The organism is Sphingomonas morindae, from assembly GCF_023822065.1.
Taxonomy (GTDB): Bacteria; Pseudomonadota; Alphaproteobacteria; order Sphingomonadales; family Sphingomonadaceae; genus Solisphingomonas; species Solisphingomonas morindae.
On sequence record NZ_CP084931.1, the window covers coordinates 257,239 to 275,887 of the forward strand.

14 protein-coding genes are annotated in these 18,649 nt (G+C 70.2%); 3 read left to right on the forward strand and 11 right to left on the reverse strand.

Features of this window, described 5'->3' with window-relative positions; all coding sequences use genetic code 11:
• Positions 1-25: 25 nt before the first annotated feature.
• From LHA26_RS17875 to LHA26_RS17905, 7 genes are all read right to left on the reverse strand, one after another.
• A complete protein-coding gene (locus tag LHA26_RS17875; protein WP_252168856.1) occupies positions 26-1,270 on the reverse strand; it encodes a TolC family outer membrane protein in 1,245 nt (414 codons plus the stop codon).
• Positions 1,263-3,701, reverse strand: coding sequence for an ABC transporter permease (locus tag LHA26_RS17880; RefSeq protein ID WP_252168857.1), 2,439 nt, complete (start codon positions 3,699-3,701; stop codon positions 1,263-1,265). The genes LHA26_RS17875 and LHA26_RS17880 overlap by 8 nt, the downstream gene beginning before the upstream one ends.
• A 10-nt stretch (positions 3,702-3,711) precedes the next feature.
• Positions 3,712-4,392 carry an ABC transporter ATP-binding protein gene (locus tag LHA26_RS17885; RefSeq protein WP_252168858.1) on the reverse strand — a complete coding sequence of 227 codons (681 nt, stop codon included), beginning with the start codon at positions 4,390-4,392 and terminating at the stop codon, positions 3,712-3,714.
• A 14-nt stretch (positions 4,393-4,406) separates the two neighbouring features.
• On the reverse strand, positions 4,407-5,678 hold the full coding sequence (locus LHA26_RS17890; protein ID WP_252168859.1) for an efflux RND transporter periplasmic adaptor subunit: 1,272 nt from the start codon (positions 5,676-5,678) through the stop codon (positions 4,407-4,409).
• A gap of 49 nt (positions 5,679-5,727) precedes the next feature.
• The gene (locus LHA26_RS17895; RefSeq protein ID WP_252168860.1) at positions 5,728-6,057 is read right to left on the reverse strand and encodes a UrcA family protein; all 330 of its coding nucleotides are present in this window, start codon (positions 6,055-6,057) and stop codon (positions 5,728-5,730) included.
• 263 nt (positions 6,058-6,320) lie between these two features.
• Positions 6,321-7,604, reverse strand: coding sequence for a sigma-54-dependent transcriptional regulator (locus tag LHA26_RS17900; RefSeq protein WP_252168861.1), 1,284 nt, complete (start codon positions 7,602-7,604; stop codon positions 6,321-6,323).
• Positions 7,601-9,283: a sensor histidine kinase gene (locus tag LHA26_RS17905; RefSeq protein WP_252168862.1), complete on the reverse strand. Its 1,683-nt coding sequence runs from the start codon at positions 9,281-9,283 to the stop codon at positions 7,601-7,603. The genes LHA26_RS17900 and LHA26_RS17905 overlap by 4 nt, the downstream gene beginning before the upstream one ends.
• Positions 9,284-9,506: 223 nt before the next feature.
• On the opposite strand from LHA26_RS17905, the gene LHA26_RS17910 reads away from it, so the two are divergent.
• The 3 genes from LHA26_RS17910 to LHA26_RS17920 all read left to right on the forward strand — a co-directional run bounded on the left by LHA26_RS17910 (position 9,507) and on the right by LHA26_RS17920 (position 12,950).
• Entirely contained in the window at positions 9,507-10,850 is a 1,344-nt protein-coding gene (locus LHA26_RS17910; protein WP_252168863.1) for a dicarboxylate/amino acid:cation symporter, read from the forward strand.
• A gap of 49 nt (positions 10,851-10,899) precedes the next feature.
• Entirely contained in the window at positions 10,900-12,399 is a 1,500-nt protein-coding gene (locus LHA26_RS17915; protein WP_252168864.1) for an alginate export family protein, read from the forward strand.
• Between the two features lie 368 nt (positions 12,400-12,767).
• A complete protein-coding gene (locus tag LHA26_RS17920; RefSeq protein WP_252168865.1) occupies positions 12,768-12,950 on the forward strand; it encodes a hypothetical protein in 183 nt (60 codons plus the stop codon).
• Between the two features lie 766 nt (positions 12,951-13,716).
• Here the strand turns inward: LHA26_RS17920 and LHA26_RS20205 are convergent.
• The 4 genes from LHA26_RS20205 to LHA26_RS17945 form a co-directional block, all read right to left on the reverse strand.
• Positions 13,717-16,623 carry an aspartyl protease family protein gene (locus LHA26_RS20205; RefSeq protein WP_367890755.1) on the reverse strand — a complete coding sequence of 969 codons (2,907 nt, stop codon included), beginning with the start codon at positions 16,621-16,623 and terminating at the stop codon, positions 13,717-13,719.
• Between the two features lie 55 nt (positions 16,624-16,678).
• Complete coding sequence (locus tag LHA26_RS17935; protein WP_252168866.1) at positions 16,679-17,275, reverse strand: DUF308 domain-containing protein; 597 nt, start codon at positions 17,273-17,275, stop codon at positions 16,679-16,681.
• A gap of 115 nt (positions 17,276-17,390) precedes the next feature.
• The gene (locus LHA26_RS17940) at positions 17,391-18,035 is read right to left on the reverse strand and encodes an NrsF family protein (protein WP_252168867.1); all 645 of its coding nucleotides are present in this window, start codon (positions 18,033-18,035) and stop codon (positions 17,391-17,393) included.
• Positions 18,022-18,627: a sigma-70 family RNA polymerase sigma factor gene (locus tag LHA26_RS17945; RefSeq protein WP_252168868.1), complete on the reverse strand. Its 606-nt coding sequence runs from the start codon at positions 18,625-18,627 to the stop codon at positions 18,022-18,024. The genes LHA26_RS17940 and LHA26_RS17945 overlap by 14 nt, the downstream gene beginning before the upstream one ends.
• Positions 18,628-18,649 lie beyond the last annotated feature (22 nt).

Sequence of the window (18,649 nt, forward strand, 5' to 3'; positions counted from 1 at the left end):
GTTCTTAGCGGGCGCGCCGCTGGGCTCAAGGAAAGGCGTCGGCATCGAGGCGGCCGGTGGCGTGGAGCAGCGCCGCCTGCGCGACCAGCATCGCGCTCTCGCTGCTGGCGAGCGCGAGCTGGGCGCCGCGCAGGCTCTCGTCGGCGACGAGGATATCGAGCGTCGAGCGCAGGCCGAACGCATATTCGGCGCGCACGCCCTTGAGCGCGAGTTCGGCGGCGTCGACGCTCTGCCGGTTCGCCTCCGCCTGGGCGCGGGCGCCCGCGAGCGCGGCCCAGGCGGCATCGGCCGATCGCACCGCATCGCGCGCGGCGGCCTCCATGTCGAACAGCGCCGCGCGATGCTCGGCGCGGGCCTGCCGCACCTGCGACGCGACCAGCCCGCCGGTGAGGATGGGGACGTGCAGCATCAGCCCCGCATTGGCGATCACCGGAAAGCCGCTGCCGGTGCGGCCGGCCAGATCATAGTCGCGGGCATAGCCGCCGCCCAGTGCCAGGCTGGGCGCGCCATTGGCGCGCGCCTGATCGATCCGCGCCGCATCGGCATCGGCGGCGGCCTGGCTCTGCCGGTAGAGCGGATTGGCGAGGAGCGCCAGCCGCCGCGCCTCGTCGCGCGAGGGCGGCAGCGCGGCGGGCGCGATGGCGGGCGGGGCGAGCGCGTCCGGCTCATGGCCCACCACCGCCCGGTAGCGCGCGAGATCGGCCGCGAGCGCCGTCTCCACGCTCGCCAGCGTGGCGTTGGCGGACGCGCGTTGCGCCTCGAGCCGCGCGACATCGGTGCGCGTCGCGTTGCCGAGCGTGAAACGCGCGTGCGAATCCGCCACCTGCGTATCGAGCAGCGCGATATCGGCGCGGGCGATCCGCATCGCCTGCTGATCGTAGAGCAGCGTGGCATAGGCGGAGACGACGGTCTCGAGCAGCGCGCCCTGCGTATCGCGCACCCCCTCCGCCCCCGCCGCGACATCGGCACTGGCGGCGCGCACCGCGCTCGACACGCGCCCGCCGGTCCAGATCGGCAGCTGCGCCGAGGCGCCGACGCCGACGCCCTTGCCATAGCCGAACTTGTCGTAGCCGCCCGCGCCATCCGCCGCGAGGGTGAGGCGGCCGCCGGCGCGCGCCTGTTCCGTCGCCTCGGCGCGCGCCTCCTGCCGGGCGCGCGCCGCCCCCAGCACCGGGTTCGAGGCATAGGCCGCCAGAACCGCGTCGCGCAGCGTCTCCGCCCCCGCCGGCCCTGCCAGCAGGGCGAGCATGAGCAGCGCCGGCTTAATCATGGCGGAGCGCCCAGGCCGGGGTGGCGCGCGCGGCGCGGAGCGACTGGGCGGCGACCGTTCCCAGCGCGACCACCAGCGCCAGCACGGTCGCGGCGACGAAGAAGAGCGGCGACAGGGCGATGCGATCCGCGAAGCCGGCGAGCCAGGTGTGCATCGCCAGCCAGGCGAGCGGCCAGGCGAACAGATTGGCGATCAGCACGGGCCGCAGGAACTGGCCGATCAGCAGCCGCACGATATCCGCCGAGGAGGCGCCCAGCGTCTTGCGGATGCCGATCTCCTTCACCCGCCGCGCGGTGTTGAACGAGGCGAGGCCCCAGAGCCCGACACAGCCGATCAGCACGGCGAGCAGCGCGCCGATGGTGAAAAGGCGCGCGGTGTGGACGTCACGCTTGTAGAATTTGTCGAGCGCCTGGTTGGCGGTCTCGGCCTGGAAGGGCACTTCGGGCGCGTCTTGCAGCCAGGCCTCGCGCGCGGCGGCGAGCATGGCCTGCGGATCGCCGCTGAAGCGGATCACGCCGATCACCATGGCGGGATTGCGCTCGACCGCGCTGTAGAGCGTGGGCGCGACCACCTGCCGGGGCGAATCGAAGCGCAGATCCTCGACCACGCCGATCACCGTCTTGGGCGTGGCGCCGCCAAAGCTCTTGCCGATCGCCGCCTGGGGCGACCCCAGGTGCAGCGCCGCGACCGCGCTGCGGTTGAGGACGACATTGGTCCGCAGCGGGCCGTTGGTGCCCTTCGGGTTCTTGGCATTGGGATTGAAGTCGCCGCGATGCGCGGTGTCGAACAGGCGCCCGGCGAGCAGGCGCGCGCCGATCGTCTCGAGATAGCCCGGCGTCACCTCGAAGAAATCCACCGAAGGTCCGTCGCCGGCGAGCCCCGGCACGGGAAAGTTGGAGGAGGAGGTGAAGAAGCCGTGGCCGGGCACCGTATTGGCCGCGCTCACCGCGCGCACGCCGGGCAGCGTGGCGAAGTGGTGGAGCAGGGTATCCCGCTGGCCGTCGCTGAGGCTCGATGAGGAGAGCGACTTCACCACGAGCAGATTGTCGCGCCGGAAGCCGAGATCGGCGGCGCGGACATGCCGTGTCTGCGCGACCAGCACCAGCGTGCCGACGATGAAGGCGATCGCCACCGCGAACTGGAAGATGACGAGCAGCTCGCGCACGCGCGCCCCGGCGCGTCCGCCACCCGGCGCACGGGCCGAGGCCAGCACCGCCGCCGCGGGAAAGCGCGCCAGCAGCAGCGCGGGATAGGCGCCCGCGAGCAGGCCCACGAGCAGCACCAGCGCGGCGAGCGGCAGCAGCACGCCATGGCTCGGGCCATAATGGATGACGAGCGCCAGCCCGCCGGCGGCGTTGACCAGCGGCAGCCCCGCCTCGGCGAGCGCCAGGCCGAGAAGCGCGGCGATGGCGGCGGTGGCGACGGCTTCGAGCAGATAATGGCGGAGCAAGGCGGCGCGGCTGGCGCCGAGCACCTTGCGCATCGCCACCTCGCGCGCCCGCAGCCCGGCTCGCGCGCTCGCCAGATTGACATAGTTCACGATCGCGAGAAGCAGGGTGAGCAGGCCGACCGTGCCGAGCGTGGTGACGGTGAGCCGCGATCCGGGCGTATCGAAATGGACCGAGGTGAGGCGCCTCGGCACGATCTTGATGTGATAGGTGGGATCGTCCGGCGTCTCGCTGGCGACATGGCGGGCGAGCAGCGCGGGCAGGGCGGCGGCGAACCGCTGTTCGGCCGCCTCGCTCGCGAACCGGACATAGGTCTGTGGGCCGCCATAATTCCATTCATGGTCGCGCCGGTACCGGTCATCGGCGGGATCCTCGGTAAGGATCCGGCGCGCGAACAGGCCGAAATCGTCCAGATCGGTGTTGCGCGGAAGATCGGCGACCACGGCGATGACGTGGTGGACATGGCTGACGCCGTCATAGACGAGCCGGATCGATTGGCCGACGGGCGACGCGGTGCCGAAATATTTGGCGGCGGTCTTGCGGGTGAGGACGATCGCGGTGGGATCGGCGAGGCCCGCGGCCGTGCTGCCCTCGAGCACGGGCAGCTCGAACAGCTTGAAGAAGTCGGCATCGACCTGGGCGAGCGTCTCGTTCACGCCGATGCCGTCGCGGACGACGATCGCGCGGTTGGCGTCGATCCGGGTGCCGAGCGTATCGGGCAGATCGCGCGCGATCGCGCTCCACAGCGCCATGGGCGTGCTCTGCCGCGCCTCCGGCCCATTATCGTCCGCCGCGCGGGTCTCGAGCAGCCAGATTTGCGACGCGCCGGGCAGCCAGCGCTCGAAACTCGTCTCGAACCGCACATAGAGGCCGAGCACGAGGAACACGGCGATGCCGAGCGCCAGGCCGCCGATATTGAGCGCGGCGTAGAGCTTGTGCCGCGCGAGCGCGCGGAGAAAGCCGGTCAGGGCGAGGCGATCCATCCCGGCCTCCTCAGAGCGCGCGCGCGACGGACGAGACGATGCGGCCGTCGAGCATGTCGATACGGCGCCGCGCAATATCGGCATGGGCCGGCGAATGGGTCACCATCACGATCGTCGCTCCCTCGGCGTTGAGACTCGTCAGAATGTCCATGACCTGCGCGCCATTCTCGGTATCGAGATTGCCGGTGGGCTCGTCCGCCAGGATCAGTTCGGGCGCGCCGACGATGGCGCGCGCGATCGCCGCGCGCTGCTGCTGTCCGCCCGAAAGCTGGTGGGGAAAGTGCCGCGCGCGGTGCGAAATGCCGACCCGGTCCATCGCCGCCGCCACCCGGGCGCGCCGATCGCCGCCGCCGCCCCGGCGATAGGCGAGGCCGAGTTCGACATTTTCCTGCACGGTCAGCTCGTCGATGAGGTTGAAGCTCTGGAAGACGAAGCCCAGGCTCTCCGAGCGGAACCGGGCGAGCGCCGCCTCGTCGAGCTGCGCGAGATCGCGGCCGTTGAACAGATAGCGCCCGGCCGAGGGCCGATCGACCGTGCCGAGCGTGTTGAGCAATGTGGATTTGCCGCAGCCCGAAGGCCCCATGATGGCGAGGAACTCGCCCGCGCGCACGTCAAGGTCGATATCGGCGAGCGCGGTGGTCTCCACCTCGTCGGACACGTAGCGGCGCTGGATCGATTGAAGCTGGATCAAAGAAGGTCTCCGGATCAGCGGATGTTGAGGGCGTCGCCCTTGATCGTGTCGGTGGCGGAGGTGACGATGCGGTCGCCGGGGTGGAGGCCGGCCAATATCTCCACCGCCCGGGGATTGCGCGCGCCGACGCGGATCGCGCGCCGCGCGGCATGGCGGCCGGCGCCGTCGAGCACGAAGGCCGAGACCCCGCCGCCGCTGTCCAGCCACGCGCCGGTGGGCGCGATCACCGCGCTCCGGCTCGCGCCGAGGACCACCCGGACGTCGATCGCCTGGCCCCGGCTGAGCGGCGGCGCGGCGCCCGCGAAGCCCAGCTCGATGCGGAAGCGGCCGTCCGTCACCGCCGGCAGCACCTTGATGACGGTGAGGCGGAGATTGCCTTCGCCCGTGGCGCTTTGGCCGACGCGGACGCGGCCGAGATAATATTCGTCGACATCGGCCACCAGCTTCCAGCGCCCCTCGCTGTCGATCTGGCCGGCCGGATCGCCGGGCTTCAGGTTCTGGCCGGGCTGGACGGTGAAATTGGTGAGCCGCCCCGCGACCGGCGCGCGGAGCGTCAAGGCATCGAGGCTCTGCTCGACCGCGGCCAGCGTGCCGACGAGCCGGGTGCGCGTATCGCGGAGGCGGCCGGCCTGGAGGGCGGCGATCCGCTGCTCCGAGGCTTGTCCGGCCTTGAGCTGCGAGAGCCGGTCCGCCTGATACCGGGCCTGTTCCGAATAGGTGGCGACGCCGGCATCCGAGACGAAGCCCTGCTCGTGGAGCTGCTGCTGCACCGAGAGATCGCGCCGCGCCTTGACCAGGTCATAGCCGGCGGCGGCGGTCTGGGTGGCGCGATCGAGCCGGCCCTTTTCCAGGGCGAGATCATCGGCGGAGACCGTGCCGAGCTGGCTGGCGATGGCCGCCTCGCGCGTCAATATGTCGAGCTTCAGCGAGGGGTTGAGCAGGGTCGCCAGGGGCTGGCCGGCCGCGACCATGCTGCCGTCCGCAACCAGCAGCCGCGCCACCTGGCCTCCCGATACCGCGCTGACATAGGTGGTGATCGCGGGCGCCACCGTGGCGCGCACCGGCAGCACATCGTCGAACGGCGCGCGCGTCACCAGCCCGGTCTCGACATCGGCGGCCGCCATGTCGGTGGAGCCTTTCGCGGGCAGCACGTGCCACGCCGCGAACAGCAGCCCGACGCCGGCGGCCGCGCCGGCGGGCAGACGCCAGCGGCGGCCGGCGCGCCGCGCGATGCGCCGGTCCATCGCCGCGCCCGGTGGGGTGGAGGATGCGGGCGCCTCGCTCATCCGCGCGCGCCCGCCCGCACCGCCGCGCCCGGGTGCTCCCTCATGCCGATCATCGCGCGTCGGCAAGGACGGGCGCGGCGGTGAGGGCGGCGACCCGCGCGTCGAGCGACCGCAAGGCCTCGGCGCGGGCGCGGGCGCGGCAGGTGGCACGCGCGAGATCGCGGCTGCCCTGGTCGTCGCAGACCTGGTCCGCGGCAGTGGCGATGCGGCGGCCGGCGGCCGCGCGCCCGCTGGCGGTGCGGAGGTTGAGATCGCTCAGCAGGACGATCCGCTGGAGGCCGGCGTCGGGCCCGGCGGCGGCGGCCGCCACGCCGGCGACCGCGCCGCCGCCGATCAGGGCGAGACCGGCCAGGCTGAGCTTGAGCAGGGTAGTGCGCATCCCGTCATCCTTTCACGAGACCGCCGGAACGACGGTCCTCCCCCACTTTGCAGGATGCATGCCAAGTGGAACGGGGCGGGAAAAGCGTGGCGACGCGGGGAAGCCGCTCCGTCGGCGCCGGTGCGCCTGTCCGGAAGCGGACAGAAGCCCTGTCCGGAACCGGACAGTGGCGGGGGTCAGGCGCCGGATCGGCGCGTCAGCCCTTGGGGCGGACCGCGGCGGTCGTCCCTCTCTCCCGCCGCTTGCTCAACCGGTCTTGCGGATCAGCCGGAAGGCCTCGCCCTCGGCTTGCGCAGCGCCGCGATGTCGATCCCGAGGCGTTTGACGCGATAGTAGAATGTCTCGCGCGGGATGCCGAGCGCTTCGATCGCGCGGACGATCTCGCCGTTGGCGGCGGTGACGGCGTCGATGATGGCGGCGCGTTCAAACTCGCGAACGCGGTCCGGCAGGGGCGCGTCGGTCCTTGCGCTGCCGGCATCCTCGCGCAGCCCCAGCACCAGCCTTTCCGCCGCGAGTTCGAGCTCGCGGATATTGCCCGGCCAGGTGCGCCGGCTGAGCAGCATCGTGGCGTCCGCCAGCGCGGGCGCGGGCCGGTGATGGGCCTCGGCAAGGCTTCGCAGGAAATGCGCGACGAGGAGCGGCACGTCCTCGGGCCGTTCCGCGAGCCTCGGCAGGCGCAGCGACACGGCCGCGAGGCGATGATAGAGCGCGACGTCGATCGAAACCTTCTGCCCTTCGTCGAGCGCGGCGACGATGCGGACATCGAGCGATCGAGGCTCGCGCGCGGCATGCCCGATCAAGCGATCCTCGACGAAGGGGATCAGCCGCCGCTGAAGCGCCGCCTCGGCGCGATCGAGATTGTCGAGGAACAGCGTGCCGCGATCGGCGCGGGCGATCAGGCCCTGCGCGCCGAACAGATCGGAGACGGCGGCGGCGGGCACGGTCGCGCAGTCGATCGCGACGAAGCGGTGCCGCGCGCGCCGGCCCGCGCGATGGATCAGCCGCGCGACCAGCGCCTTTCCGGTGCCGGTGGCGCCCTCCACGATCACATCGATATCGGTGTCGCCGAGCACCGGGATCATGTCGCGGATCCGCTGGATCGCCGGGCTGCGCCCGATCAGCCGGGCGGCGACGCCGTTCGCATCCCCATCGCGCAGCGTCCGATTCTCTCTCACCAGCCGGCGCGCCGCCGTCGCCCGCCCGATCGCGCCGAGCAGGATGTCGGGATCGAACGGCTTGGTCAGGAAATCCCACGCACCCGCCTTCAGCGCGTCGACGGCGGTGGCGACATCGGCGTGGCCGGTGATGAGGATGACGGGAAGATCCGCGTCGCGCTCGTGCAAGGCGCGAAACAAGTCGATGCCGGACATGCCGGGCATGCGGATGTCGGTGACGACGATCCCTTCATACGCCGCGTCAATTGCGGCCAGCGCGGTGCGTGCCTCGCCGAAGCGCTGCACGGCATAGCCGTTGAGCGACAGAAGCTGCGTCGTCGCCGCCGCAAGATCGGCGTCGTCCTCGACCAGCGCGACGGGCCGGTCGGTCATGGCCGCACCATCTCGATCTCGAACCGTGCGCCGGCGGGGCCTGGAACATGGCGGAGCGCGCCGCCGAACTCGATCATGATGTCGTGCGCGATGACGAGCCCCAGCCCGAGCCCGTCCGGCCGGCTGGTGACGAAGGGTGTGAACAGCCGGCGCGCCACATCCTCGCCGATGCCAGGGCCGTTATCCTGAATTCCGAGTACCAGCCTGCGCTCCTCGACCGCGAGATCGAGGGTGATCGCCGGCTCGGCCTGTCCGCGCGTGGCCTCCAGCGCATTCTGCAGCACATTGACCAGCACCTGTTCGAGCCGGACCTTCCCGCCCCAAACGGCCAGCGTCGGATCGATCGCCGGCGCCACCAGTCGCACGCTTCGAAGCTGCTCCTTGAGGATGAGGCGCGCGCCGTCGACGATGTCGGCGAGCAGGACCGGGCGCTGATGATCCGTCCTGCGGCGGGCAAAGCCGCGCAATTCGCTGGTGACGGCGCCGATCCGGTCCGCGAGCCGCGCGATCGCCGCCAGATTGGCGCGCACGGTTTCGCCGTCGCCCTGATCGAGCAGCGTGGCGCTGGTTTGCGCATAGGTGCGGATCGCGGCCACGGGCTGCGCGGTCTCGTGCGCCACGCTGGCCGTGACCTGGCCGAGCGTGGCCAGCCGGTTGGCCTGACGCAAACCCTCGCGAAGCTCGGCGGCCCGCACCTCGCTTGCGGCGCGCTCGTCCATCTCGCGGGTGAGTTCGGCGGTGCGCGTCGCCACGGCCTCCTCGAGTTCGGCGGTGCGCCGGCGATTGAGCAGGGCGCGCTGGCGCGATCCCCAGCCGAGCGCCGCCAATGCGATCACCGCCAGACCCGCGCCGATCGACGCGGCACGCGCGGCCGGCCGCTCGATCCCTTCGGCCGCGCGGCTCAGCGTCAGGGTCCAGCCCGGATAGGCGGTGGGCACCGTCTGCGAGACGCGCTCGCCGCCGATCCGCAGCGGGCGCACCATGCCGGCGGGCAGGCTGCTCTCGACATGCACGGCGGCGAGGTCCGCGCGCGACAGCGGCCGCGTCGCGGCGAAACGCCACGCCGGTCGGCTGGTGACGACGACGATGCCGCGCGCATCCTCGACGAAGGTATCGCCGCCGGCGCGCCGCCAGTCCTTCTCGACCCGATCGAATTCGAGCTTGATGACGATCACGCCGCCGCCATTGGTTCGGCGCGAGAGAAAGAGGCCCGGGCGGCGGCTGACCGTGCCCATGGCGTATTGCGCGCCGGACCCCGCGGCAAGCGCATCGCGAACATAGCGGCGAAACCCGTAGCGGGCGCCGACAAAGCTCGCGCGCGTGTTCCAGTTGCTGGCGGCGAGCGCGATGCCCTGTCGATCCACGAGGTAGAGCACCGATGCGCCCGTCGTCCGCGCGAGCGCCTCGAGCTTGCGGTCGAGCGCGTCCGCAGCACCCCGCCGCCCGGCGAGGGTGTCGACCACGTCGCGATCGTCGGCCAGCGCGAGCGGAACGAGCCGGTAGCGCGCGATCTCGCTGTCGAGCAGCGACGCGCGCAGCTGCGCATCGACGCGCGTCGAGGCGGCAAGCGCGGCCATGGCGCGATGCCTGGCGATCGCGCCCGCGAGCATGGCGACGGCCAGCGCGCAGACGAGCGTGCCCACCACCCAGAGCCAGTTCGATCGTGCGGGCCGCGCCATGGACCGCAAGCCTAGCGGGATCGCCGCCTTGTGCAAGGATTTGCACAAGGCCGCCGGAGCCTGTGCCGAATTCTGCATCACGGTGGCCGGGCAGGGGCAGCTAAGTCACTGACAGATATTGTTATTCAAATAATAGCACGGACGTCTTCGCCCGCAGGGGAAGAGGCGGATCATGGCGCATCGACACAACCGCCCGGCAGTGGCGGAGAGGAGAGGTGATGCGATGATCCGGAGAACCGACACGCAAGAAGGCGGGGGCGGTGCCGCTGCCAAGAGCTGGTACGCGCAACTCTATGTCCAGGTGCTGGTGGCGATCACGCTCGGCGTGCTGCTCGGCCATTTCGCGCCGGCCACGGGCGAGGCGCTGAAGCCGATCGGCGACGGCTTCATCAAGCTCGTCAAGATGATCATCGCGCCGGTGATCTTCCTCACCATCGTGACCGGCATCGCGGGCATGCGCGATCTCGCCGCGGTAGGCCGCGTGGCGGGCAAGGCCTTCGCCTATTTCCTGGTCTTCTCGACGGTGGCGCTGCTCCTCGGGCTGATCGTCGCCAACGTCGTCCGCCCGGGCGCCGGGCTCAACATCGATCCCGCCACGCTCGATACCGCCAAGATCGCCGACTATGCCGCGAAGGCGCACGAAACGACGCTCACCGGCTTCCTCATGGGTATCATCCCCGAAAGCTTCCTCACGGCGCTGACGGCGGGCAACATCCTCCAGACGCTGTTCGCCGCGATCCTGTTCGGCATCGGCCTGGCGCTGATCGGCCCGCGCGGGGACCGTATCCTGCGCGGGCTCGATGACCTGTCGCTGGCGATGTTCAAGGTCGTCGCGATCCTGATGCGGGCGGCGCCGGTCGGCGCGTTCGGCGCGATGGCCTTCACCATCGGCAAATATGGCGTCGGCACGCTCGCCAATCTCGCCGCGCTCGTCGGAACCTTCTACCTGACCAGCCTCTTCTTCGTGCTTGTCGTGCTCGGCGCGGTGAGCTGGTCGGCTGGCTTCTCCATCCTCAAGCTCATCGGCTATCTCAAGGCCGAGCTGCTGCTCGTGCTCGGCACCTCCTCCTCGGAGAGCGCGCTGCCCTCACTGATGGAGAAGATGGAGCGGGCGGGTTGCCCCAAGTCGATCGTCGGCCTGGTCGTCCCCACCGGCTATTCGTTCAATCTGGACGGCACCAACATCTACATGACGCTCGCCGCGCTGTTCATCGCGCAGGCGTGCAACGTCGACTTGACGATCGGCCAGCAATTGCTGCTCCTCGCCGTCGCGATGCTCTCGTCCAAGGGCGCGGCGGGCGTCACCGGCGCCGGCTTCATCACGCTGGCGGCGACGCTCTCGATCGTGCCGAGCGTGCCGGTGGCCGGCATGGCGCTCATCCTGGGCGTGGACCGCTTCATGAGCGAGTGCCGCAGCCTCACCAACTTCATCGGCAATGCGGTCGCCACGGTGGTCGTGTCGCGCTGGGAGGGGCGGCTGGATCGCGCGCGGTTCGCCCAGGCGCTGGCCGGTCAGGCCGGTCCGCGCGGCGAGCCGCATCCCGCCGACGCCGTTCCGGCCGAATGATCCCCTCGGGCGGGCGGCCGCGCCGCTTGCCCATGTCGAGGACTATCCCATGCAGATCCTGCCGCGACGCCGCATCGGCGCCGCCTCCCTCGCGCTCGCGCTCCTGGGCTGCGCCGCTCCCGCTCTCTCCCAAGTCATCGGCCCGTCCGATCGCCCGCGCCAGACGCTCGCCGCGCCGCTTTCGGAAAGTTACCCCGCCGAGGCGATCGGCCATGGCGTCACCACCGGCGGCTACAATCAGTCGCGCTGGGCGGAGGTCTGGCGGGCACCGCGCGAAGCGGCGCAGCGCAAGGATGTCCTGGACAGGCTCAAATATCTCCCGCTCACGCCCGATGGACTCGTCTATCTCACTTTGTCGGGTGAACTGCGGCTGCGCATGAACGTGACCACCAACCCCGATCTGCGGGAGAGCGAGGCGCAGCGCCAGGATATCGCCCGCATCGTCGGTGGCGCCGATCTTCACATTGGCGAGCACCTCCGCGTCTATGGCGAGCTTGCCCATGGCGGCATCAGCGGCGCCAATATCGGCGTGCCCTCGGGCAATCTGCGCAACACGCTCGTCGTCCAGCAATCCTTCGCGGATCTGACGGGGCGCCTCGCCAATACCGATGTCGGCCTGCGCTATGGCCGCCAGACCTTCGCCGACGGACCCAATTTGCTCACCGTGCCGCGCGACAACAACACCATCTTCCTCACCTTCAACGGGATCAGAGGATGGGCGCGGACCAGATCCGTCCGGATCGATCTGTTTGACTTCACCGTCACGCGCAACACCCAGGGCGGCACGGGCGACGACCTAAACTCGGACGGCCGCCGCTTCACCGGCATCTCGACCGGGATCGTGCTGCCGACGCACCTGTTCGGCACGTCGAAGCTCTATCTCGATCCGTTCGTCTGGCGGCTGCGCAACCGGGCCGCGATCTGGGGCGGGCGGTCGGCGCGCGAGGAGCGCCAATTCTACGGCGTTCATGTCTGGGGCGATATCGGGCCCGTCAATCTCGACTGGACGGTCAACCACCAGGCGGGCCATTTCGATGGCCGCCCGATCTCCGCCTGGCAGGCCTTTGTCGCGCAGAGCTATCGCCTGGGCAAGGGCCGCGCCGCGCCGCGGATCGGCGTCCACGCCGATTATGGCAGCGGCGGCGGTTCCTACGGCAAGGGACGGCTGAATGCCGCGCTCGCGCCGTTCGGCAACAATGTCTATTACAGCTACCAGCTCTACGCGACGCCCACCAACCTGATCGCGGCCGCGCCCAATCTCAGCGTCCAGCTCCTGCCCAAGGTCCGCGCGGCGATCGAGTATCAGTTTTCGTGGCGGGACAGCGTGAAGGATGCGGTCTATCGCGCCAATGGATCGGCCTTTGCGGGCACGCAGAATGTCCGCGCGCGCAAGATCGGGGAGACCGCGCGCGCGCAGCTCGTCTGGACGATCACGCCGCGCCTGTCCTTCACCGGCCGCTACGAGCATCTCCAAGCCGGCGGCGCCCTGACCCAGGCCGGCTTCCGAAGTTCCGACTTTGTCGCGGGCTGGGCGAGCTTCCGCTTCTGACGACACTGTGTGGCGGCGACAGCTGGGCGAGATGCTTGGACTCAAAACGAAGCTTAATGCCCTCCACGAGCTTGGCTTATGCCCGAGAACCACACTGGTTTCTCGTCGAGAACGCAATGCCTCGGGGTTCAAGTGGTGGGCCCTGAGTCGGTCAGGCTCGCCGGCGATGCATCGCTGCGCGCCCGGTTGCCAGTTCACGCGGCCGGTTGACGCTCGCGCCTGCTCCACCAGGGGGCTGGATGCGCTTCGATCCGGCAGAGCCGTCAAAACGGCGAATGGAACAATGTCCGCTTATGGGATCGTCCAAGCAGCGATAGGCCGCCTCAGTGGGTCCTTGCCCGACAGCTTACAACCAAATTGCTCTGTGCGTGTTGGTGGTGCTGAGCGGGGGCAGCGCGGTCCTCGGTAGCGCCTCCTCGATTGCCACCGGGAGCAATAATTACATGGCATTCTGCGCGATCGGCATTCTGGCGGGAATCTTCTCCGATCGCGTTGCCGCCCGGCTTTCGGCGCGGGCGAATGCCTTCTTCAGCGATGCCGCTAAGGTGTGAGAGGCAAGCGCTTTTAGGCCAAGTGGTGGCACGACCTATGTTAAGACGGCGCGGCCTTCGACGGCCATTACATCCGCGGATGGAGGCGTGGCCTCACAACTTGCAGGGAATCGGTCGGCACATTGGTCCTCATTTCTGACAGAGCGCCCGTCTCGCAATCGACGCCGTAGCCGTCGCTCGTACGCTGCGCCGGCTGTGGTTTCACCTGCTGCTCCAAGGCGTCCGCAACCGGAGGCGTGGCGAAGACCAGCGCCGAACATTTGTACGTTTGCAGCTTGTTGTGCCCGCTCGATCTTGTGTGGCTCTCCGCCACCATCCCCAGCCCAAGCTGCCGGGGGCGCGATGAAGACAAACGCCTGCCAGTTGCTTTTCCAATCTTTGAGACAGGCTCTCCGAGTGTGGCTTACCAATCGTGCCGCCGATCCACATGGCACGCATCTTCTGCCAGGGCTGCAGGAAGCGTTAATCGTGATTGATACTCAAGTGAGAGCTTGCGGCGCCGATCGGATGAAGAAGCGCGTGCCGACATCAAGCAGCTCGTATTATTCTGTGGTTTGAATTCTAGAAACTTGTTCATTGGCTTGGCTTTTGTACATACGCCTTCGGAGAACTGGGGCGGCGGACACTGTCATGAACCTGGCTTACACGTATGACCATCTCTCCGGCGGCGGCACTAGGCAATCGTTCGCTCCTGGATGCGGACCGGTAAAGGATCGAAGGATCGGTCGCACCTCCGGGTGTATTCGTACAGGAAGTCTGATGTCCGCTAGCATCTGACGGGGCCGCCTGCCCGGCAGGACGCATCGACCTCGTTGCGCTGCGCCCCTTCCGCTCCCAGCAGCAGCCGCATCGATCGGAAGTCGACCGTGTAGCGCCCCGCCAAGGCCAGGCCGGACTGGCCAAGATTGCCGAGCACCGGGTTCGTCCGGTCGCCGTCCAGCGCGATGGTCACGTCATGGTCGGTGATCGTCGCCGCGCCGGCCTTGATCGTGAGATCCGGCTCGACCAGCACCTCGCCGGCCTGGCCGCCGCCCAGCCCCAGCGCGGTCTCGCGCTTGCGCGACCAGCGAGGGGCGCGGTCGGCGAAGCGGGCCGCATAGCGTGCGTAGAGCGTGGTCCTGTTCGCGCCGGTGTCGAGGCTCAGCAGACCGCCACGGCCCGCTATCTCGACCTCGGCGACAGGCGTCAGCCGGTTCATGTAGAGCCTCGCGCCCGATCGCAGCGGCGGCGCGGCGCGATCGATTTCGACGCTGCCGTCCGGATCGATGCTGAAGCGGCCGAGCTGCGCCAGCGCCGGATAGCCGAGGATCGCCGCGATCTGATAATCGGCGCGGGGAGAGCGGATGCGCAGGGCCGCGTCCGGTACGACCAGCGCCACCAGGTTGCGGAGCGTGATGCCGCCGAGCGGCAGCCGGTCTATAACGGCGATCCGCGTCGCCGTCGTTCGCCCGGTCGTCCCCACGACCTCGTAGCCGGCGTCCCGGACGGCGAGGTTCATGCGCCGCGCGGCGCTCTCGGACACGGCCGAGATATTGGCGCCGGTATCGATCAGCCATGGCAGCGTGACGGCGCGCACCGTCAGATCGACCGTCCGTGTGCCCAGTGGGTTGAGATAGCTCCGCAGCCTGGCCATTGCGCGGCCGGTGACGCGCGGGCGGGGCACGCCGCGCAACGCCGCCGCCGTTCCGAGTTCGTCCCGAAGATCGGCGGCTTGGTCGGGCGCCGTGTCGCCCGCATGGGCGCGCAGCCAGCGCACGAGCAGATCATGGCGCCGCCGATAGTCGCCCTGGCGGAGGGCGGCATCGAGGAGCGCCTCGAAGGCCATGCGCGCATGGGAGGACCGTGTCTGCTCCAGCGTCGCCAGGCAGGGCGGAAGCGATCGCGCCGCCTGTTCGAGCCGGTTCTCCCGCACCGCGATCACGCCCTCGGCCGCGCATCGTTCGGCGCCGGGAGGCATGGCGTGCGCGAGCGCGCGCGCCCGGCTCATGTCCCAGTCGGCCAGGGCGGCGAAGACGGGCGGGGCGCTTGGCGGGAGCGCGGATGCGGTCCGATCGGCGGCGATGCCCGGATCGGGCCGGGCGACCGCCTGCATCGCGCGCGTCATCTCCTTCCACAAGGCGTCGCGGTCGCCGTCTTTCGCGTAGAGCATCGACAGGCTGTGCGTCGCGCCCGGCACGAAGCGGATGTCCGCCCGCGCGCCGAGCGTCCGCAGAAGCGCATCGAGCCGGTGCACGGGACCATCCAGACCATAGGAGTCGGCGGTGCCCACCACGACATGGATCTTGCCATCGAGCTGCCTCGCCGAGCGCGGCCAGGCGGCTTCGATCCGGTGCGCGATATCGAAATGCTCCCGCCAATAGGCCGCCACCCTCGGATCGACGGCGCCGGTCCGGCGGTCGAAGAGCAGGGCGGGCTCGCCGTCGCGGCCGCGCGGCGAGAAGACCGCTTCGAGCGAGCGGAGTTGCCCGCCCCTGGTGCCGAGGACGGCCTCGCGCCGCGCGGCGTCCCTGATGGTCGTGATCACGCGATCGTGATCGCGCTCCAGTACGCGCGGCGCGCCATCCGGCGCCCGGTACATATTGGCCCCCGGCGCATAGAGATCCACGCCGAGAAGATCGTGAAAGTCGACGGGATCGGGCGCCGACGCCCAGGCGCCGCCGAAAAGCGCCGGATAGCGGACCATGGCCCAGAGCGCGAACCAGCCGCCCGAGCTGTGCCCGGTGAGGAAGCGACCGCTCGGCCGCGCATCCATGCGGTAACGCCGTTCCAGGCTCGGCAGGACATCGCGGATCAGCGCCTCGCCCCAGGGCCCGTTGTTGGCACTGTCGGCAAATTCGGTCGTCCCGTTGGGTGTCGAATAATCGAGCGCCACCCAGATCACAGGCGGGATCGCGCCCGTTTCCATCAGATGCCATTGGCGGGAGAGCTGCTGGCCGTCGAGCTTGTGCGTCGCCCCGAACCCGCCGGCGGTGAACACGGTCGGATAGGTGATCCGCGCACCGGGGTCGTAGCCGGGCGGCGTCAGCACCCATGCCTTGATGAGGCGGCGGCCGCCGTGGAAGCGTGTGAGCGTCGGCGACGGGATGCGCTCGTCATGAAGATGCGGACGCGATGCGGCGATCTGCGCGGCCGCGGCGCGTGGAAGGCCGGTGGTGTCGAACTGGCCGGCGGGGGGCGGAAGGCGGCGCTCCAGGGCGATCTCAGGAGGCGAGGTGACCGGGAAGGCGAGGGTGACGACCTTGGAGACCAGGTCGCCCGCGCCGCGACCGGCGTAAGTATAGTCGCCATCGCGATCGAGCACCGCCTGAACCCGGTAGGAACCGGGCGGAAGCGCGGCGAAGCGCATGGGGTAGGCGTTCGCATCGGTGTCAATGATCGCGCGCCGGGCGGCGCCGAAGCCGGCTATGTCGCGCGCCGCCACGGCCACGGCGCCGGCTTGGTCATCGAGATCGATCTCGTCGGCCCCGGCGTTCGCGGGCGTCGCCCGTTCGGCGAACACCAGCAAGCGCCCGTGCACATTGGTCGGAAAGCGCTTGGGGAGGGTCACGGTGAGCGCCAGAGGCGCGGCGCGGCCCCGATCCGCGGTCGTCCCGTCGCCCGCCGCCGCCGCGGGCTGCGTGGAAGAGACGGCGAGAAGCGCGGCAAGCGCCGTCCGGAAATAGCCATAAGTCACGAGGCTCTCGTCTCCGGGTGAGAGGATGCGCGGAGGCGCGCGGTCGGCGACGTGCTCACCGGCTTTTCTTGGTCGCCTTGCGGGCGTCGCTCACCGTCAGCGAGAGGGCGGACACCAGGAAATAGAAGGCGCCGAAGGCGGCATAGGGCGCCACGTCGGCGATGCCGACCGCCTTCGTGCCGATCGCCATCTTGATCATGAAGCTGGCGGCGAGCGCGGATTGGGCGCCGCTGAGGATCATCGCCCATTGCGCGCCGGCGGTCTTCCACCGCTTGGCCGCGGCGGCGAGTTGCAGGACGCCCGAAAACCACGCCCACACGCCGAAGACGAACAGCACCGCGTGGGGGCCGCGGCCCAGCGCGACCGATACGGCGAAGCTGGTGACGAGGCTGACCGCGACGTTGAGCGCCTGCGCCCGGTTCCGCGCGAGGCCGCCGCTGCGGAGCGCATCGACATAATTGGCGAGCGCATCCCAGGCCGGGTAGCCGATCAGCATCACCGCGGCGAGCGGCGGCACATGCCGCGCAACGGCGAAGGCGAGCAGCACCCACAGCGCCGAGACGAGGAAGCGCGTGAAATAATAGCGCTTGAGCCAGTGGGACGCGGCGCCGGCGCGGGTCACGGGCGGTTGGCGTGTCAAACTCATGGTCATGGCGAACTCCAGATCGAGGCGGAAAGGGCGCGCGCCGTCCGATCCCGAGGCACAGGCTTCGAGAGACGAGCGCGCGGGGAAATGGCGGGCCGCGCGGGCGCGGCGCGGCGGGAGTCTAGAGGCGGAAGCGCTTGGGCAGGAGCCAGCGCGCGGCCGAGGCGACGGCGGCGACCCCGAGCGCGTACCAGACGATGACGTAGAGCGGATCGTTCATGGGGCAGCAGATCGTGAAGATCAGCGCGCCCGAGGCCGCGGCGGCCAGCCCGCACGCGAGCGCGCTCTGACGCGGCCGCACCGGCGCCGCGCGTCGCATCAGCACCGCCAGCGCCGCCATCATCGGCAGCGACAGCACGGTGATGGCGGTCGCGCAGAGCAGGCCGTGGACGGGCGAGAGACGCTGGAGCAGCGGCAAGCCGCCCGCTCCCGTCGGGGTGACGAACAGCCCCGCGACGACCGTCAGCGCCGCCAGCGCGAGCGCGGCCATCATCCCCCGCCGCGGCGTGGCGGGCGGGGCGAGCGAGCGCACCGCCACGAGGCCGGTCACGCCCGCCAGCAGCGCCAGGCTGCCGATCTTCCACAGCATGAAGGGTGTCGAGATCATCTGCGCCATGTCCGGACGCATCGCGCCGGCGGCCAGGAGCAGGCCCGCCTCCACCACGCCGACCGCCGCCAGCGCTGCCACCTCGCGCGGCACGCTTCGGCGCCTCACGGCGACGAGATCGGCGGAGAGGGTGCGGATCAGCGCGTCAGTCGACGTCATCTTTTGTCTCTAGGATCGAGGAAAGGCGAGCAAGGCCACGGTGGATATTCATCTTCACGGCCGATGCGGACAGGCCGGTCTCGCGCGAGGCATCCTCCACGCTGAACCCGTGCAGCTTGACGAGCGTGATGACCTGCGCCTGCGCGGGGCGCAGCTGGTCGAGCAGGCCGGCCAGCACCGAGGCGCTGGTCACCGCCGCCTCGTGGCCGGGGGTGGCGAGATCGGCGGGAAGGGCGTCGGCGGAGCGGCGCCCCATGCCGCGAAGCTGATCGATCCATTTGCGCCTGGCGATGCCCGCCAGCCAGGGGGCGAGCGGCAGGCGCGGATCATAGGTGTGGCGGCGGCGATGCACCGCCATCAGCGTCTCCTGCACCGCGTCGTCGATTTCTCCGGCTGGCAGGCGCCGGCGGAAATACTGCGCCAGCCAGGCCGAGATCTCGGTCAGGAGCCGCTGGTACGCGCCGCCATGGCCGGATTGCGCCGCCGCCATCAGCGCGCCCCAGGCATCGCCGCGCCCTGCGGCCGCCGCGTCGACGCGCGATCGAGGCAGGGCCGGGGCCGGCTTGGCGCTGAAGATCGGATCGATCACCATGCCCTGTTCTTCGTCGCTCGCG

What these genes read in the sequence shown, in the direction of transcription:
- LHA26_RS17895 (WP_252168860.1), bottom strand. Translation starts at nt 6,057, where the DNA reads ATGCGCACTACCCTGCTCAAGCTCAGCCTGGCCGGTCTCGCCCTGATC.
- LHA26_RS17875 (WP_252168856.1), bottom strand. Translation starts at nt 1,270, where the DNA reads ATGATTAAGCCGGCGCTGCTCATGCTCGCCCTGCTGGCAGGGCCGGCG.
- LHA26_RS17945 (WP_252168868.1), bottom strand. Translation starts at nt 18,627, where the DNA reads ATGGTGATCGATCCGATCTTCAGCGCCAAGCCGGCCCCGGCCCTGCCT.
- LHA26_RS17940 (WP_252168867.1), bottom strand. Translation starts at nt 18,035, where the DNA reads ATGACGTCGACTGACGCGCTGATCCGCACCCTCTCCGCCGATCTCGTC.
- LHA26_RS17905 (WP_252168862.1), bottom strand. Translation starts at nt 9,283, where the DNA reads ATGGCGCGGCCCGCACGATCGAACTGGCTCTGGGTGGTGGGCACGCTC.
- LHA26_RS17900 (WP_252168861.1), bottom strand. Translation starts at nt 7,604, where the DNA reads ATGACCGACCGGCCCGTCGCGCTGGTCGAGGACGACGCCGATCTTGCG.
- LHA26_RS17890 (WP_252168859.1), bottom strand. Translation starts at nt 5,678, where the DNA reads ATGAGCGAGGCGCCCGCATCCTCCACCCCACCGGGCGCGGCGATGGAC.
- LHA26_RS17880 (WP_252168857.1), bottom strand. Translation starts at nt 3,701, where the DNA reads ATGGATCGCCTCGCCCTGACCGGCTTTCTCCGCGCGCTCGCGCGGCAC.
- LHA26_RS17935 (WP_252168866.1), bottom strand. Translation starts at nt 17,275, where the DNA reads ATGACCATGAGTTTGACACGCCAACCGCCCGTGACCCGCGCCGGCGCC.
- LHA26_RS17915 (WP_252168864.1), top strand. Translation starts at nt 10,900, where the DNA reads ATGCAGATCCTGCCGCGACGCCGCATCGGCGCCGCCTCCCTCGCGCTC.
- LHA26_RS17910 (WP_252168863.1), top strand. Translation starts at nt 9,507, where the DNA reads ATGATCCGGAGAACCGACACGCAAGAAGGCGGGGGCGGTGCCGCTGCC.